The following is a 16,950-nucleotide window of genomic DNA, read 5'->3' on the forward strand; positions in this document are numbered from 1 at the left end:
GCACCACCCGCCCTCGACCCTCGGCCGCACGTCCGGGCGCGCGGCCGGTCGGCCAGCCCCGTGTGGTCACGCGCCCCGGCACCTCGCGCACCACACGGACCCACGTGCGCACCCGTCACAACACGCGCCGCACCACCTCGGTGCGCTCCACCACCCACATCCACCACACCTCCACCAGCGACACGCGCGAACATTACAATGCGCCCGCTTCCCCGCGCTCCCCGTCGACCTCGCCGCTCGATGGCTACCTGACCCTGGGGCTGGGCATGGGCGGCTTCGACGCCAATCAGATCTCCGACAGTGCGCTTCCCGGCAACGAGTTCAACATCGGCCTGGGCGTGCGCGGCGAGCTGCTGGGCTTTGAGCTGGGCTTCCATGCAGGTGGGTACACCTTTGATCCCAACGTCTCCGGCACCGACATCGCCGTGATGGGACTCAGCGGCGATCTCAAGCTGCAGCCCTCGCTGGGCATCTTTGAGCCCTTTGTGATGGCCGGCCTGGGCGGCTACCACTTCCAGGACGCCTTCCTTCAGGAGACGGCTGTGGGCGGCGCGGTGCGCCTGGGCGGCGGCCTCGATCTTCGCTTCAACAGCTTTGGCGTCGGGCTGCGCTACCTCTACAACGTCTACGGGTTTGGCAACGATCTCTCCTTCTCCGAGGGGTTGAGCGCGCGCTCGGAGTCGCTGGGCCTCAACGCCTCCTTCTACTTTTAAGCGACGCGAGGTCTGGACTCGCCAGGCCCTGGCCATCGCCCCCTCGTACATCGATCACCCCGCCCGGGCCGCAGGCCCCGGGCGGGGTGAATCTTTTTTCTCCTATCCCCCTGAAATTATTTGCTACCGCCGCCCGCTGGCTTACCATCGCCCCTGTTCAAGGTCGGTGTGCCTGACGCCTCCCTCAACCGGGGTCGCTGAGGTCGATTCACCCCACCTTGGGCGTTGCGCCCTGAAACAACCCTCTGATAGAACAGGGGCGCGGCTTCGCACCGTGGCGTGCGGACCCGCGGTTGACGGTCGCTTATTACGTCTCGTAACGTAGGCGCACTCGTCGACCAAATCTCAGCCTGGTCCCCTATTTCACGCACTTCCCGCGCCTCGATTGCTGGTGATTGAGGAGAGGTCATCTTGAATCGTTCCCAAACAGGCGGCTACGTCCTGAAGTTCATCTCTGGCAAGTACCAGGGCGGTGAATTTCCGCTCGAGCTGGACTCCGAGATCGAGATCGGCCGTGGCAGTGAGCTCGACATGGTCCTGGTCGAGGATATGGTCTCGCGTCGTCATGCCCGCATCACCAGCTATGGTGGCGAGCTGATGATCGAGGACTTCGGAAGCACCAACGGCACCTTCGTCAACGGTGAGAAGATCTCGAAGTCGCGCATCAAAGAGGGCGACCGCATCCTCATCGGCACCAACATCATCAAGCTGGTCCACCGCGACAGCGGCGCCGACGACACCGGCCCCGAGATCGGTACCCCGATGGCCGGCGACGATCATCACTCCCCGACCGCCCCGCCGACCCAGCCCAACCGCACCATGGCCTCCCCGGCGGTCAACCGCACGATGGGCGGCACGCTGACCGGCTCGATCTCCGGGCTCATCGAAGAAGTGCCCCTCCCCGATCTTCTCCAGCTCTTCAGCACCAGCCGCAAATCCGGCGTGCTGGTGATCATGGGCGACGACATCGGCAAGATCTACCTGCGTCAGGGCCGCGTCTACTTTGCGACCATCAACGACGACCACGAGCTCGATCCCTACAAAGCCTTCTACCGGCTGATCGCCTGGCGCGAGGGCACCTTCTCGCTGGAGCAGCCCACGGACGAGAGCTTTGATAACGAGATCGACGAGTCCATCGAGTCGTTGATGATGGAGGGGATGCGCATCCTCGACGAGATCCAGAACCTGGGTCCGGATGTCCCCCAGATTCACGCGCGCTTGAGCATCCCCACCCCGCTGATCGCGCCCTTAAGCCAGCTCAGCCCCGAGCAGCTCGACACCTTCCAGCTGGTGCTCAATAACGGCTCGGTCTCCATGGTGCTCAACAAGAGCAGCCACGGCGATCTCGAGACGATGCAGGGGCTTCTGCACCTGATCCGCAACGACTACGTGAGCACTGAAGGATGAGCCAGGCGCCCTTAAGGGTGCCTCCCCATAACGAGGACGCCGAGCGCAGCGTGCTCGGTGCGATTCTTCTCGACAATCGCGTCCTCGACGAGCTCTCCGGCACCCTCAAGCCGGAGGACTTCTACCGGGAGGCCCACCGACACATCTTCCGAGCGATGAGCGCGCTGCACGGCCGCTCCGAGCCGGTCGACGTGCTCACCCTGGCTGACTTCTTAAGCGCCGAAGACAACCTGGAAGCCGCCGGCGGTGCCACCTACCTGACGCGCCTCTCCGGCGAGGTCCCCTCGGCGGCGAATGTCGGGCAGTATTCGGCGATCGTGCGGCGTAAGTCCGCGTTGCGCCAGTTCATCGCCACCGCCGATGAGCTCGTCGGGGAGTGTTATAACGACGTCAACGACGTCGAGACCTTCATGGATGAGGCCGAACAGCGCCTCTTCTCCATCACCCAGAGCGGGCAGAAACGCGGCTACACCTCAATGCGCGAGGTCGTCAAAAGCGCGTTTGACCAGATCGAGAAGCTCTACCAGAAGAGCGAGACGATCACCGGCGTGCCCAGCGGCTTTATCGATCTCGATGAGATCACCGCCGGCTGGCAGCCCTCCGACCTCATCATCGTCGCCGCACGCCCCGCCATGGGTAAGACGAGCTTTACGCTGAACATGACCGCGCATGCCGCGATCATGCGCAAGGTCCCCGCGGTCTTCTTCAGCCTGGAGATGAGCAACGAGCAGCTCGCCATCCGTATGCTCTGCAGCGAGGCGCGCATCAACCAGTCCAACCTGCGCCGCGGCTCGATGACCGAGCAGGAGTGGGCGCGGCTTATCAAGGCCGCCGGCACCCTCTCGGAGTCCAAGATCTTTCTCGATGACACCCCGGGCCTCTCCATTATGGAGTTCCGCTCGAAGTGCCGCCGGCTCAAAGCCGAGCACGACATCGGCATGATCTTTGTCGACTACCTCCAGCTGATGACGGGCTCGCAGCGCAGCAAGTCGGCCTCCCGCGAGCAGGAGATCAGTGAGATCTCCCGCGGCCTCAAAGGCGTGGCCAAGGAGCTCAACGTCCCCATCATCGCGCTCGCCCAGCTCAACCGCGGCGTCGAGCAGCGCGCCGACAAACGCCCCATGATGAGCGACCTTCGTGAATCCGGGGCCATCGAGCAGGACGCCGACCTCATCGGGTTTATCTACCGCGATGAGGTCTACCACCCGGAGAGCGAAGCCAAAGGGCTGGCGGAGTTCATCATCGGCAAGCACCGTAACGGCTCGATCGGCACGGTGCATATGCGCTTCTTCGGGCCCTACACCCGCTTTGAGAACCTGGCGCCGGAAGACGCCGCGCGGGTGGCCTCGATGGCAGTCGCCGAGTAACTCCGCAGACCCGCCGCGCCCGGCCGGCGCCGTGCGTTGAACCGAGCAACACAAACCCGCCCCCTCGCTTTGCGAGGGGGCGGGTTTTATTTCCGCAACGTTTTCAGGGGCTTAGCACACCCAAAACGGGCAGGATGGCGGGGAGGTCGCCTCACTCCCCACTCCGATAGACCTTAAGCCTCAGCGCGACGCCGGGAGGCAAGCATCCACCCCAGCAGCAGCAGGAGCGCCGCCGCCGGCGCTCCACCGCCCTGCTGCCCGGTGGTCGCGCAACCCGAGGCGGTGCGCACGCCGGGCTGCTCCCCATCGTTGGCGCCGAGCCCCGGGGTGCGGCCCCCCTGATCGCTGTCGCGATCGGGGCCGCCCACGCCGGGCTGCGCATCGTCGTCGGCCAGCAACGCCACCGCCGCCTGATCGATCACCGGACCAAACTCGGTGGTCGTCGTGCCCGCCGCGCGGTTTTGCAGGTAGATGTGGTCCATATCATACCAGCCGCTCTCATCTTCGGTCGGCGCGCCCTCGGCCAGCGGCGCGATGCGCAGCGCGTTGATCTGCCCCGACCACTGAGGGTGCTCGCTTAGATTCACGATCAGATCGTGGTACTCGCCATCACCCGGCGCCTCAAAGCGCACGCTTCGCTCCTCGGAAAACGCCTCACCATCGCGTGCCCAGTACACGGCTTTGATGTGATCGCCATCATGCGAGCGCGCCCGCAGCACCAGCTCCGGGAAGGCATCGGCGTCGATCGCTGTCCATGCCGGTGAGCTCACCGTGGCGCCCTCGCCGACCAGATGAAGCGCGAGCAGACCGTGGGAGGTGTTCAGGCGGAAATCATCAAAAGCGTCGGTGCCCTGGGCCGTCCAGCCCTCCACATCGGGCCCTTCGGGCCCTTCAAAGAACCAGGCGTCGGTGGCGAAGATATCCAGCCCGGCGTGTGCGCGCAGCGTGGTGCCGGTGCGGTTCACAGAAGGCGTAGAACCAAAGGCGCTCTGCGCGTACACGTCGTCAATATGCGTCACGAAGGCGCGCACGCCCCCAAAAGGCGCCATCGCAAAGCTGTACGCATCGGCCCGAAGCGTCACCACCACCCGCTTCGACTCCCCGGCCGAGAACGCGTTCATCACAAGCTCACCCGAGCTCCCCATCTGCGCAGGATCCGGGTTGCTCTCAACCTCCATCGCGTCGTTGGTGCTCCAGCTGCTCTGGTCGAGCGCGGGGTGGTCCGACTCAATCGTGTAGCTCAACGGCGTCAGGCCCAGCTCATCAAAGGCGTAGCCCAGACGCACCCCGCGGATCACCGACGAGGAGGCGTTCTTCAGCATGATCTCCGCGGTAAGCTCAGCTCCGGGCAGCACATCGGCCACCCCCTCGCTGGAGCCCTGGTCGACCATCGCGTCGCCGCCTTTGAGCGTCACGTCCAGCGCCACCTCATAGGTCTGCGGCGCGGGCGGGTCGATCAGATCGCGGGTCTTTTGCAAGAGCGTATTCAGGCTGCTGATCATGTTGCCACCCGGGCAGCTCGTGCTCTGCCCCGGCCACTCACGGTGGCCTTTGACGGCGGTGCGCGTCATCGGCACCCCGTGGGTCTCATGCACCCACTGGAGCATGCGCGCGCCGGCGTTGAGCTGGGTCTGGCTGGGGGTCTGCGTGGTGAAGTCGGCGATAAAGCTGATGCCCACATTGCCGGAGTTCTGGTTGCCCACGTGCGCGCCGGGGCGATCCGAGCGCGAGCGCCCCTGGTAGATGTTGCCGGCCTGGCTGACGATGAAGTGGTAACCGATGTCGCACCAGCCGCGGGTGTTGACGTGGTAGCTCTGCATCTGGCGCACCCGCGCGGCCGCGTCGGCGCCGTCATTGGATGGCGAGTAGGTGTGGTGGATGCTCGCGCGGTAGGGCGCGACCACGCTGCCGCAAATCTTGCCCGGGTTGATCGCGCCCCACTCCGAGCGGGGGATCACCAGGCTGCGCGGCGCCACCGAGGCCTGCCGACGCGTGCCGATGGGACCGCCATCACCCACCTCCGGCGGTAGCGGCCGCTCCCGGCGCTGAATCTGCTCGGGGGCGACGACCTCTTCAAAAAACTCGATCTCGGCAAAGGTGATGCCCTCAAAGCCGCGCAGCTCCATCACATGCGTCGGCGCACTGAGGCGCACCCGGGCGTTAAACATGCGCCCTTCGTTCCAGTAGACCTCCACCGGCTCCCACTTCGAGAAGCTGCCGTCGGCGCGGGCCACGCGATACTCCATGCCCGCCAGGCTGTCGGCGTCCATCATCCAGCCGACCTGCTGAAACGCGTCGGGGTACTCCAGGCGCGCCAGGTTAGCGTCTTCGTCAAAGAGCTCGGCAACAGCCTCTGGCGAGGCCAGCACCACCGAGGCATGGTGGCGGTGGTCGGCGTGGTCGCCGTCGAGCAGCTCGCGCCCGTCGGCGGGCAGGCTCGCGCGCTCATCGAGCGCGCCCTCTCCCAGAGCCCCACGCTCGCTGGACACCTCCGGCTCTCCCTCACCGGCGCAGGCGCCCGCACCCAGCATCATCGCACACGCCCACATCACCCAGTTCATTCTGGCCCGATTCAACATGCAGTGCCTCATCGCATAAAAACTATCGCAGGATTGCCGCGCCCGAAGTATGGCCTCAGAGAGCCCGTGTGGCCAGCAATACTCGCCAATGGACGGAGAAACGCGCTTCATGTGCCGCCCTCGCACTACAAGTTTCGGGCCACCCTGGCCGGCGACTCCGCTTGAGTTCGACGATCCTCAGTGAGCGTGCGCTTATTTCACCCGATCCTCTCGTTGGCTCGGCCCCCTTAACGCCAGATCCTCGCACGCTGATGTAGGACAATGTAGGAACATGAGGCACACAGACCCACCCTGTGCGACATTATGGCACAGCTAACGCGACGCCTGATCCCCTGCCCCGGTCATTGATTCGACCGCCCAAACTCGCTATCACCAACAGGTCTGACGGCCGCCTCTCGGCTTCCCCTCGAACCATCTCCTCTGGAGCACCACCGATGACTTTTTTTCAAGGCCGCGCCCTCGGGACTCTGGCGCTTGTCGGCGCCCTCTGCGCCTCTCCCCTGGCCTGCTCCGGCGACGATCAGCCCGCCGAGACCACCGAGCGCTCACTGAGCATCACCTCCCCCACCGAGGGTGAACTCGTCTCGACAAGTAACGTGCGCGTGCGCGGCACCGCCGAGAACATCGACCAGATTGACGTCAACGGGGAGCCCGTCGACGTCACCGGCGGCAGCTGGGAGGTGCTCCTGCCCTTCGCCGAAGGTGAGGCCAACGTGACGGTGCGCGGCGACGGTCGGGAGGATCAGGTCGATTTTGTCGTCGACTCCCTGGCCCCGCAGCTCACCTTAAGCAGCCCCCAGCGCGCCGCGGTGCTCGACGCCACTACCGCCACCTCGGTGACGGTCAGCGGCAACGTCGTGGAGGAAGGCACCGGGCTCTTCCTGGTCAAAGTTGGCGAGCAGATCATCGACGTCGATGAGGAGGGCGCCTTCAGCTACGAGCTGGCGCTCAACCCGGGTCTCAACGTGGTCACCGTGACCGCGATTGACCGCGCCGGCAACGAGAGCGCCACGCGCCGCGGCGTCAACTTCGGGCCCCTCGGCGAGCCCGACTCGCCGATCGAGGACGCCCTACGCGTGGAGGTCAGCCGCACCGGCTTTGAGCGCATCAGCGAGGTGGTTGAGGCCTTTGTGACCCCCGAGCGCATCATGGCCTTTGTGGCCGAGGCCGAGCTCCCCGAGAACTTTGAGATCACCGGCGTCGCCTTTGAGAACCTCGACCTGGCGATCACCCCCCAGGATGGCTACCTCGACATCGCCATGCAGGTCGACGCGCTGCGCCTCGACGGCATCTTCTCGATCAACGGCGACGAGCCCATCGAGGGCTACGTGGCGATCGCCACCGTCGGCGTCAACCTGCAAATCGAGCTCTCCCCGCGCGAAGACAACAGCCTGGAGCTGCGCATCCTCGACTCCGAGCTTGTGCTCGAGAACAGCGACATCACCAGCAACCTCATCGAAGACAACGACACCCTGCGCAACATCGTCGGAAACCTCCTCCAGGTGGCCTTTGCGGAGTTTGTGGGCAACCTCATCGTGGAGAGCCTCTACGACCCGGCGCTCCTCACCCAGAACTTTGAGTTTCTGGGGCGCAGCGTGGAGCTGACCCTGGGCTTTGAGGCGTTGCTCATCACGCCGCAGGGCATGCTGGTCGATGTCTCGATGGTCTTCCCCACCGAGGCCCACCCCGACGTGGAGGATGTGGCCGGGGTGCTGGTCCGCGAGCTCGGCCCGACGGGCGGCTCCAACCTGGCCAGCCCCCTGCGCATGCACACCAACAACACCGCCCTCGATCGCGCGCTGCACGGCGTCTGGCGCAGCGGCCTCTTCCACCAGGTGATCGGCGGCGACGACCTGGGCGCCGTCGCCCTGCCCTTCGATCTGACGGTCGACGGGCTGGCCGCGCTGCTCGCCGACCAGCGCATCCGCGATCTGGCCGCGCCGGGCACCCCGGTGGGGCTGGGCCTGCGCCCGCTGCTGCCCCCGGTGGCCGAGCTCGTCGACACCGACGAAGAAACCGGCGGCGCGATCGAAGTGGGCATGGGCGACTTCATCATCGACATCTTCTTGCTGCATGCCGACCAGCCCCGCGAGCTCGTGGTGAGCATCGCCCTCTTCATCAACCTCGACGTGGTGCCCACGGTCGAGGCCGACACGCTCAAGTTCGACCTGGATATTGAGGCCAAGGGTGACCTGGCCAACTCCCCCCTGCTCGATCTCGATGCGGCGCGTGTCACCGGGCTTGTCACCGAGCTCATTGAGCTCATCCCCTCTCTGGCCGCCTCCAACCTCAGCGTGCAGGGGGGCGCGGAGCTCGAATGGGCGCGCATCGGCGATCCCCAGATCGATGTGCACGGCCAGCAGGCCGACCGCCTGGCGGTCGGCCTCAACCTGGAAGCCGCCTCCGACCTCGACGAGCAGGTCGAGGCCGGCGAATAACCCGGCAGCTACCGGGTCGGCCTCAGTAGCCGAGGTTGGGCGCGAGCCAGCGCTCGACCTCGGCGACGCTCATCTGTTTGCGCCGCGCGTAGTCTTTGATCTGGTCCTCGCCCACGTCGCCCACGCGCAGATAACGCGCCTCGGGGTGGCCAAAGTACCAGCCGCTGACCGCGGCGGTGGGCCACATCGCAAAGCTCTCGGTGAGCTTGAGCCCCGCGCGCCTCTCCACGTCGAGCAGCTCCCAGAGTTTGGCCTTCTCGGTGTGGTCCGGGCAGGCCGGGTAGCCCGGCGCCGGGCGAATCCCCCGATACTTCTCGGCGATGAGCTCCTCATTGCTCAGCGACTCGCCGCGCCCGTAACCCCAGGCCTCCCTGGCCTGGCGATGCAGATACTCCGCGAAGGCTTCGGCCAGGCGATCTGCGAGCACCTTGACCATGATCGCGCGGTAGTCGTCGTGGTCGGCGTGGTAGCGCGCCACGAGCTCATCGACCCCGTGCCCGGCACAGACCGCAAACGCCCCGATGTAGTCGTCGAGCCCGCTCGCCACCGGCGCGACATAGTCGGCGAGGCAGCGGTTGGCCTGCTCCTCCCCGTGACGCTTACGCTGCTGACGCAGCATGCAGAGGCGCTCCTGCACCGTCTGACGCGTCTCATCTTCAAAGAGCAAAATATCGTCGCCCTCGGCGTTCGCCGGGAAGAACCCCCAGGCGGCGCTGGCGCGCAACGAGCGATCGGCCACGATCTGATCGAGCATCCGCCGGCCGTTATCGAAGGTCTCGCGCGCGATCTCGCGATAACGCTCGTCATCCAGCACCTGCGGGTAGGCCCCGCGGATCTCCCAGGCCACAAAGAAGGGCGTCCAGTCGATGTAGGGGATCAACGCCTCCAGCGAGAGGTCGTCGATCTGGCGCACGCCCAGAAAGCTCGGCGTGGCGATGTCTTCGGGCTTAAAGGCAATGGGCGTACGCCGGGCGCGCGCCTCCTCCAGGCTTAGGAGCGGGCGCTTGTTGCGCTGCTTGTAGATCTCGCGGTCGCGGGCCTGCTGCTCCCGGTTCTCCTCGATGTAGGCCTCCTTCTCATCGCCCAGAAGCCCGCCCACCGCCGCGCCCACCCGCGACGCGTCCACAACATGCACCACCGCCCCGCTGTAGTTGGGCGAGATCTTGATCGAGGTATGCCTGCGACTTGTGGTGGCGCCGCCAATCAAGAGCGGCACCTTCATGCCGCGCCTCTCCATCTCGCTGGCCACGTGCACCATCTCGTCGAGCGAGGGGGTGATCAGCCCGCTCAAGCCCAGAACGTCGGCGTGATGCTCCTCCACCGCGTCCAGGATCTGCTCGGCCGGCACCATCACGCCCAGGTCCACCACCTCGTAGTTGTTGCAGCCCAGCACCACCCCCACGATGTTTTTGCCGATGTCGTGCACATCGCCTTTGACCGTGGCCATCACAATGGTACCGCGCCCCTCGGCCTCGCCATCCTCTTTCTCGGCCTCCATCCGGGGCAACAAGATCGCCACAGCCTTCTTCATCGCCCGGGCGCTCTTGACCACCTGGGGCAAGAACATCTTGCCCTCACCAAAGAGATCGCCCACCACGCCCATCCCCGCCATCAGCGGACCTTCGATGATGTCGAGCGCCCGCGGATAGAGCTCCAGCGCCTCGTTCACATCGACGTCCACATAATCGACGATGCCCTTGACCAGCGCATGCTTGAGACGCTCCTCAACCGTGCCCTCGCGCCATTTGGCCTCACTGGCCTCCCGACGCGGATCGGCGCTGTAGCTGGTCGAAAAATCCACCAGGCGCTCGGTGGCATCCGGCCGACGGTTGAGCAGCATGTCTTCGACAAGCTCCAACAACTCCGGGTTGATCTCGTCGTACACCTCAATCTGCCCGGCGTTGACGATGCCCATATCCAGGCCGGCCTTGATCGCGTGGTACAAAAACGCCGCGTTGATCGCCTCGCGCACCGCATCCTGACCGCGGAACGAGAAGGAGACGTTGCTCACCCCGCCGACCGTCTTAACCCCCTCGATCTCGCTCTTGATGGCGCGCACGCCCTCGATAAAGCCCACCGCGTAGTCGTCGTGCTCGGCCATGCCGGTGCCCACGGTGAGGATGTTGGCGTCGAAGATGATGTCCTGCGCTCCGAAGCCCACGTCCTTCAAGATCGCCACGGCGCGGTGCGCGATGCGCCGGCGATGCTCAAGCGTGACCGCCTGCCCCTCTTCATCAAAGAGCATCACGACCACCGCCGCCCCGTAACGCCTTATCGTCTCGGCCTGGCGCCGGAACACCTCCTCGCCCTCCTTAAGGCTGATGGAGTTCACAATGGCCTTGCCCTGCACGCACTTGAGCCCGGCCTCGATCACCTCCCAACGCGACGAATCGATCATGATCGGCAGCTTGCTGATCTCCGGCTCAGTCGCGATCAGGTTCAAGAAATCCGTCATCACCTTTGCGGAGTCGAGCATCCCGTCGTCGACGTTGATGTCCAGGATGTTGGCGCCGCCCTCAACCTGATGGCGCGCCACCGAGAGCGCCTCTTCGTAATCTTCGGCGCGGATCAGCCGCGCAAACTTGCGCGAGCCGGTCACGTTGGTGCGCTCGCCAACCATCGTGAAGTTGGCGTCGGGGCGCAGCACACAGGGCTCCAGCCCCGAGAAACGCGTCAGGGTGTCGCCCGCCGGCGGCACGCGCGGGGCGTAGGTGCTCACGCGCTCAGCAATCGCACCGATATGCTCCGGGGTGGTGCCGCAGCAGCCTCCCACCACGTTGAGCCAGCCCTGCTGCGCAAACTCCTCGATGATCGTGGCCATCTGCGCGGCCGACTGCTCGTACTCCCCGAACTCGTTGGGCAGCCCGGCGTTGGGGTAGCAGCTCGTGTAGATCGGCGCGATACGCGCGAGCTCCCCCATAAAGGGGCGCATCTCTTCGGCGCCCAGCGCGCAGTTGATGCCCACGCTTAAGGGGCGAGCGTGGGCCACCGAGGTCCAGAAGGCCTCGATGGTCTGGCCGGAGAGGGTGCGCCCGCTGCGATCGGTGATCGTCACCGAGATCATCAGCGGCAGCCGCTCCCCGCGTCGCTCAAAGACCTCCTCCATCGCCACAATGAAGGCTTTGAGGTTGAGCGTATCAAAGACCGTCTCGGCCAGGAGCAGGTCGACACCCCCGTCCATCAACCCCTCGATCTGCTCGGCGTAGGCCTCACGGATTTCATCAAAGCTCACCGCGCGGTACATCGGGCGGTTCACATCCGGCGACATCGAGAGCGCGCGGTTGGTCGGGCCCACCGATCCGGCCACAAAACGCGGGCGCTCCCCCGGCCGCGCGCTCACCTCCCGGGCCACCTCCACCGCGAGCTTCGCGGCGGCCACGTTGAGCTCATAGACGATGTCTTCGAGGTCGTAGTCCGCCATCGAGATGCGCTGGGCGTTAAAGGTGTTCGTCTCGATGATGTCGGCGCCCGCCTCCAGATATTCGCGGTGAATCGCGCCGATCACATCCGGCCGCGTCATCGCCAGCAGGTCGTTGTTGCCCTGCAGGGGGCTGGGGTGGTCGGCAAAGCGCTCCCCCCGAAAGTCGGCCTCTTGCAGTTTATGGCGCTGGATCATCGTGCCCATCGCCCCGTCCAACACCAGGATGCGTTCGTTCAACGCCGCTTCGATTCCACTGACCTTCGACTCGTCCATCCGACCACTCCTTGCCGCCCTCTTCGAAAGGGCGGCGGCCTCGTACCGGGTCACCCGGAACGCAGGCACGGATCCGGCGACGCCACCGGGCGCCGCGCACCATCAGCAAAAGCGCCGGCCTTAAAGCGGCGCTCTCACCTTCTCAACCTTCCACAAACGTCCTGCCCAAAAAAAACAGGCGCGGACCGCTACCGGTCGCGCGCCTTCAACGTCCCGCTCGCCAGCTTAGCAGGCGCAGCGTGCTCCCTCACTCAAAAGGGGCTCTCGGTATAATAAGGGTTATCACCCGAGCCGTGGTCGGTCACGTCGATGATCTGGGCGATCTCGTCGTTGAACGCCTCGCGCAAGAGGCGCTCCACGCCCTGCTTGAGCGTGGCCGACGAGGCCGCGCACCCCTGACAGCCGCCCATCATCTGGATGTAGACGTTGCGATCGAGGTAATCCACAAGCTCGATGCGCCCGCCGTGCCCGGCGACAAAGGGGTTGATCTCATCGTCGATAAGTTTCTGAATCTGTCGTCGCATCGCCTTAACTCCGCGTTAAAAATATCGTCTGAGGCATCGCTGCCGGTCTCATTCTCCCCGACTTCAGCAGGGCACCACCTGTAGCTGAGCGCCCACTCACCCGGCAAAACTCACCGGCTTCGGTATAGCCAACGAGGGCACCTTTGCCAACATTCCTGCTCGCAGAGGCCGCCTTGTCACAGGGAAGACTTTGGGCATAGAGTGGCGCGTCTCTCGGCCCCTTTTCGTGGAGCAGCCCCTATGCATAGCCCCCGCCAGTTGGCTCAGCGTCGCATCCTCTACGCGATGGCGTGGTTCGTCTTTCTCTTCTGCTCATCGGTCATTGCCACCGGCATGGTCGTCGGGCGCACGTCCACCTCGGTCGCCCAGGAGATCGCGCAGCCGGACTCCGGCAGCGACGATACAGGTGAGCTGGCCGACGCTGGCGAGTCACCCGCGCTTCCCGACGAAGCCGCGGCCTCCCCGCCTCCGGCTGAAGCTGACCAGGTCGAGGAGGCTCTGGACGACGAGGCCACCGACACCGTCGCCGCCGCTGGCGAGTCGGCCAACGAGGAAGCCCCCGAGAACGCCGCCGCCGACGCCGTCGACGCACAGAGCGCCGAGCCCGAGACGATCGAGCTCAGCCGCATGAAGGGCGAGGAGTCGAGCTTCTTTGAGAAATTCATCAGCTTCTTTGGCATCTTCGCGCTTCTGGGCGTGGCCTGGCTGATGTCGACCAACCGCCGCAAAGTCGACTGGAAGCTCGTGGGCATCGGCACCGGCCTGCAGCTTCTCTTCGCTCTCTTTATCTTCTACGTGCCCGGCGGCCAGAAGGTCTTTGAGGTCGCCACCGTCGCCGTCAGCAAGCTCCTTGAGTTCACCAACACCGGCGCCGACTTCATCTTCTCAAGCTACGTGACGGGCTCGGTCGAGGGCGGGCTGATCAACTTCGCGTTTGCCGTGCTGCCCACCATCATCTTCTTCAGCGCCCTGATGACCGTGCTCTACCACCTGGGCATCATGCAGAAGCTCGTGCATATGTTCGCCTGGGTGATGCAGCGCACCATGGGCATCAGCGGCGCAGAAAGCATGTCGGCCGCCGCCAACATCTTCGTGGGCCAGACCGAGGCCCCGCTCGTCGTCAAACCCTTCGTCAAGAACATGACGATGTCGGAGCTGATGGTCGTGATGACCGGCGGTTTTGCCACGGTGGCCGGCGGGGTGCTGGCCATCTACGTGGGCATGATGGAGCCCTCCTTCCCCGATATCGCCGGCCACCTGCTGGCGGCGTCGGTGATGAGCGCGCCTGCGGCGCTGGTGATCGCCAAGATCATCTACCCGGAGACCGACCACCCCATGACCGCCGGCAAGCTCGAGATGGAAGACCTGCGCGAGGACGTCAACGTGCTCGACGCCGCCAGCCGCGGCGCCGCCGAGGGCATGAAACTCGCGCTCAACGTCGCCGCGATGCTTCTGGCCTTCATCGCGCTTATTGAGCTTGTGAACTACCTGATCACCTGGCCCAGCATGATGATCAACACATCCACCCTGGGCTCACTGGCCGAGGCTTTTGCCGCCGGTGGCATGGCGCTCCCCGAGGGCTGCGACCCGGCCACCGTGGCCGACGCCGCGGTGGTGGGCTGCATTGAGACGATGCAGGCCGCCCCGGGCATGACCGCCTCCTGGGTAGCCCCGGTGATCACCATGCAGGACATCTTCGGCTACATCTTCTGGCCCTTCGCCTGGGTGATGGGCGTGCCGGCCGAGGACTGCTACACGATTGCGCGTCTGCTCGGTGAGAAGATGGTCATCAACGAGCTCGTGGCCTACGGCAGCCTCCAGCAGCTTCTGCTCGACCCGAACGTCGTGCTCTCGGAGCGCTCCATCATCATCGCCACCTACGCGCTCTGCGGCTTTGCCAACTTCGGGTCCATCGGCATTCAGCTCGGTGGCATCGGCGGCATCGCCCCCGAGCGCAAGGGCGATCTTGCGCGCATCGCGCTGCGCGCGATGTTCGGCGGCACCCTGGCGGCGTTCATGACCGCCACCATCGCCGGCATTCTCATCTAATTTTTTCATTCATGACTGCGGCGCTCGCCAGACTTTTTCTATTTTTTGGGCCTGGCGAGCGCTTCCCCCGCTGAATGTGGCGAGCTCCTCGCGCTGAGCGCCTCGCCAGCCCCCCCTTACTTCGAACCATTGGAGATCGATTATGGCAAAGCACACCTCCGATCTGGCTGAGCGCGCGCAGGCCAGCGCTGATTTTCTCAAAACTCGCATCAGCGAGAGCCCCCGCATCGCCATGATCCTGGGGAGCGGCCTGGGCGCCATCGGCGACCAGCTCGATGACGCCGTCGCCATCGACTACAGCGAGATCCCCCACTTCCCCGTCTCGGGTGTGGAAGGTCACAAGGGCCGCCTGGTCTTCGGCAAGCTCGAAGGCGTGCCGGTGGTCGTGATGCAGGGCCGCTCGCACTTCTATGAGGGCTGGACGATGCAGGAGGTGACCTTCCCGGTGCGCGCCTTCCACCTGATGGGCATCGACCACCTGGTGGTCACCAACTCCGCCGGCGGCATCAACGCCGACTACGCCCCGGGCGACCTGATGATCATCTGCGATCAGGTCAACTTCACCGGCCAGAACCCCCTGCACGGCCCCAACGAAGACGCGTTTGGCCCGCGCTTCCCCGACATGAGCGATCCCTACGCAAAAGAGCTCCGCGAGCTCCTGCACGCCGTGGCCCGGGAGCGGGACATTGAGGTCAAAGAGGGCGTCTACGCCGGGGTCGCCGGCCCCAGCTACGAGACCCCGGCGGAGGTGCGCATGCTGCGCACGATGGGCGGTGACGCCGTGGGCATGTCGACGGTGCCCGAGGTCATCGTCGCCAACCACTGTGGCATGAAGGTCGCCGGCATCAGCTGCATCACCAACTTCGCCGCCGGCTTGAGCGACACAAAGCTCCACCACGACGAGGTCAAAGAGACCGCCGACCGCGTCCGCGAGACCTTCACCGGTCTTGTCCGTGGCCTGATCAAAGCCCTGGGCAAGACCCTCTGAGCCGGCGGCTCCACACCCACCTGACGGGAGGCACGCATGAGTGAGCAGGACGAGCCCTTTGGCGCCATCTCCGAGAAGGACTGGCAGCGACTGGAGAAGGCGGCCATCGCCGTGCGCGAGCGCGCCTACGTGCCCTACTCCCGCTTCCCGGTGGGCGCCGCCCTGCTCACCCCCGATGGCGACATCGTGGTGGGCTGCAACGTGGAGAACGCCACGATCGGCGCCACGGTCTGCGCCGAGCGCAACGCCATCGGCACCGCCGTCGCCTCCAACCAGCGCGAGTTCGTGGCCCTCTGCGTCGTCACCGACGTCGATGAGCCCTCGGCCCCCTGCGGCATCTGCCGCCAGGTGCTGGCCGAGTTCTGCGACGACCTGCCGATTTTGATGATCAACACCCGCGGCGATCGACGCTTCACCACCCTCGACCAGCTCTTGCCGATGCGTTTCTCCGGCCGCGATTTTCTGGAAAAGGGCTAAACCGCTTTTTTTTGCGTGGTGTTGAGCTGCATGCCCGGGCCTTCGGGGGCGTCGGGCGAGCCAGCGCTCCCGATGGTGTGTTCGAACACGCTTGCGACGCCTTATCGCCGTCCACGCACCCCTCAACAGGCTTTCGAGAGGTTTTTTCCGCATCAAACACGCCGGTCCTACCCTTCGCCTCGTCATCGGACGGCTGCCGAGCGGCCGCGAAGCGTTCGCGGCGCTTTTTTTGTCTCTAAAACCTTCCACAAAGCCTTTGTCGGCCGGATTTTAACGCGCGAGCACGCTGCGAGCCGCTTCGCTCGTCAGGTCAGGCGGGCGATCGCCACGATCAAGGCTTCGCAAACGCGTGCCTCGCCCCCCGAGACGCAGCGAAGCCTTCGCGACGCGCGCACGCCTCACCAGGCATGCGGCGAAGGCTTCGGAATCCAAATTTCAATTTGAAAGAAGGTCGCTTAAGCGCATCAACGCTGAGCGATCGCCCCTCGGCCCCTCCGGAACTCCCAGGGCGGGGACCCACAAGGGGTCCCCCTACGGTGGCGGGTGGTGGGGACCCACTTTGCGATTGCCCTGCGACGAGGGTGGGATCGGCTATCGGCCGCTGAGACGATCTGGCACATTTCTGGCAGGGGCGACGCCCGGTGTTCACACGCGCACCTTTTGCATGGTCGGGCTCCTTCCCTTTTCCCTTCGGCGCCGTCCTGGTCTACACTG

General features: G+C 65.2%; 10 protein-coding genes. 7 read left to right on the forward strand and 3 right to left on the reverse strand.

The window, feature by feature from the left end:
* The 3 genes from FRC96_RS22210 to dnaB form a co-directional block, all read left to right on the forward strand.
* Positions 1 to 713 (forward strand): hypothetical protein (locus FRC96_RS22210; protein WP_230470275.1); only part of this gene is annotated, 713 nt, incomplete at its 5' end.
* Between the two features lie 411 nt (positions 714 to 1,124).
* Positions 1,125 to 2,120, forward strand: coding sequence for a DUF4388 domain-containing protein (locus tag FRC96_RS14315; protein ID WP_146975346.1), 996 nt, complete (start codon positions 1,125 to 1,127; stop codon positions 2,118 to 2,120).
* Positions 2,117 to 3,487, forward strand: a complete 1,371-nt coding sequence (dnaB, locus tag FRC96_RS14320; RefSeq protein WP_146975348.1) for a replicative DNA helicase — start codon at positions 2,117 to 2,119, stop codon at positions 3,485 to 3,487. The genes FRC96_RS14315 and dnaB overlap by 4 nt, the downstream gene beginning before the upstream one ends.
* A gap of 173 nt (positions 3,488 to 3,660) precedes the next feature.
* On the opposite strand, the gene FRC96_RS14325 is transcribed toward dnaB, so the two are convergent.
* Positions 3,661 to 6,066, reverse strand: a complete 2,406-nt coding sequence (locus tag FRC96_RS14325; protein WP_230470276.1) for an N-acetylmuramoyl-L-alanine amidase — start codon at positions 6,064 to 6,066, stop codon at positions 3,661 to 3,663.
* 434 nt (positions 6,067 to 6,500) lie between these two features.
* On the opposite strand from FRC96_RS14325, the gene FRC96_RS14330 reads away from it, so the two are divergent.
* Positions 6,501 to 8,504, forward strand: a complete 2,004-nt coding sequence (locus tag FRC96_RS14330; protein WP_146975349.1) for a hypothetical protein — start codon at positions 6,501 to 6,503, stop codon at positions 8,502 to 8,504.
* A 22-nt stretch (positions 8,505 to 8,526) separates the two neighbouring features.
* On the opposite strand, the gene metH is transcribed toward FRC96_RS14330, so the two are convergent.
* Both metH and FRC96_RS14340 read right to left on the reverse strand, forming a co-directional pair.
* Positions 8,527 to 12,198 (reverse strand): methionine synthase, encoded by a 3,672-nt coding sequence (gene metH / locus FRC96_RS14335; RefSeq protein ID WP_146975351.1) that lies wholly within the window; start codon positions 12,196 to 12,198, stop codon positions 8,527 to 8,529.
* A 251-nt stretch (positions 12,199 to 12,449) separates the two neighbouring features.
* The gene (locus FRC96_RS14340; protein ID WP_146975353.1) at positions 12,450 to 12,722 is read right to left on the reverse strand and encodes a NifU family protein; all 273 of its coding nucleotides are present in this window, start codon (positions 12,720 to 12,722) and stop codon (positions 12,450 to 12,452) included.
* 240 nt (positions 12,723 to 12,962) lie between these two features.
* On the opposite strand from FRC96_RS14340, the gene FRC96_RS14345 reads away from it, so the two are divergent.
* From FRC96_RS14345 to cdd, 3 genes are all read left to right on the forward strand, one after another.
* Positions 12,963 to 14,771 carry a NupC/NupG family nucleoside CNT transporter gene (locus tag FRC96_RS14345; RefSeq protein WP_230470277.1) on the forward strand — a complete coding sequence of 603 codons (1,809 nt, stop codon included), beginning with the start codon at positions 12,963 to 12,965 and terminating at the stop codon, positions 14,769 to 14,771.
* A gap of 142 nt (positions 14,772 to 14,913) precedes the next feature.
* A complete protein-coding gene (locus FRC96_RS14350; RefSeq protein WP_146975355.1) occupies positions 14,914 to 15,759 on the forward strand; it encodes a purine-nucleoside phosphorylase in 846 nt (281 codons plus the stop codon).
* 36 nt (positions 15,760 to 15,795) lie between these two features.
* On the forward strand, positions 15,796 to 16,236 hold the full coding sequence (gene cdd / locus FRC96_RS14355; RefSeq protein WP_146975357.1) for a cytidine deaminase: 441 nt from the start codon (positions 15,796 to 15,798) through the stop codon (positions 16,234 to 16,236).
* Positions 16,237 to 16,950 lie beyond the last annotated feature (714 nt).

This window comes from Lujinxingia vulgaris, from assembly GCF_007997005.1.
GTDB lineage: Bacteria > Myxococcota_A > Bradymonadia > Bradymonadales > Bradymonadaceae > Lujinxingia.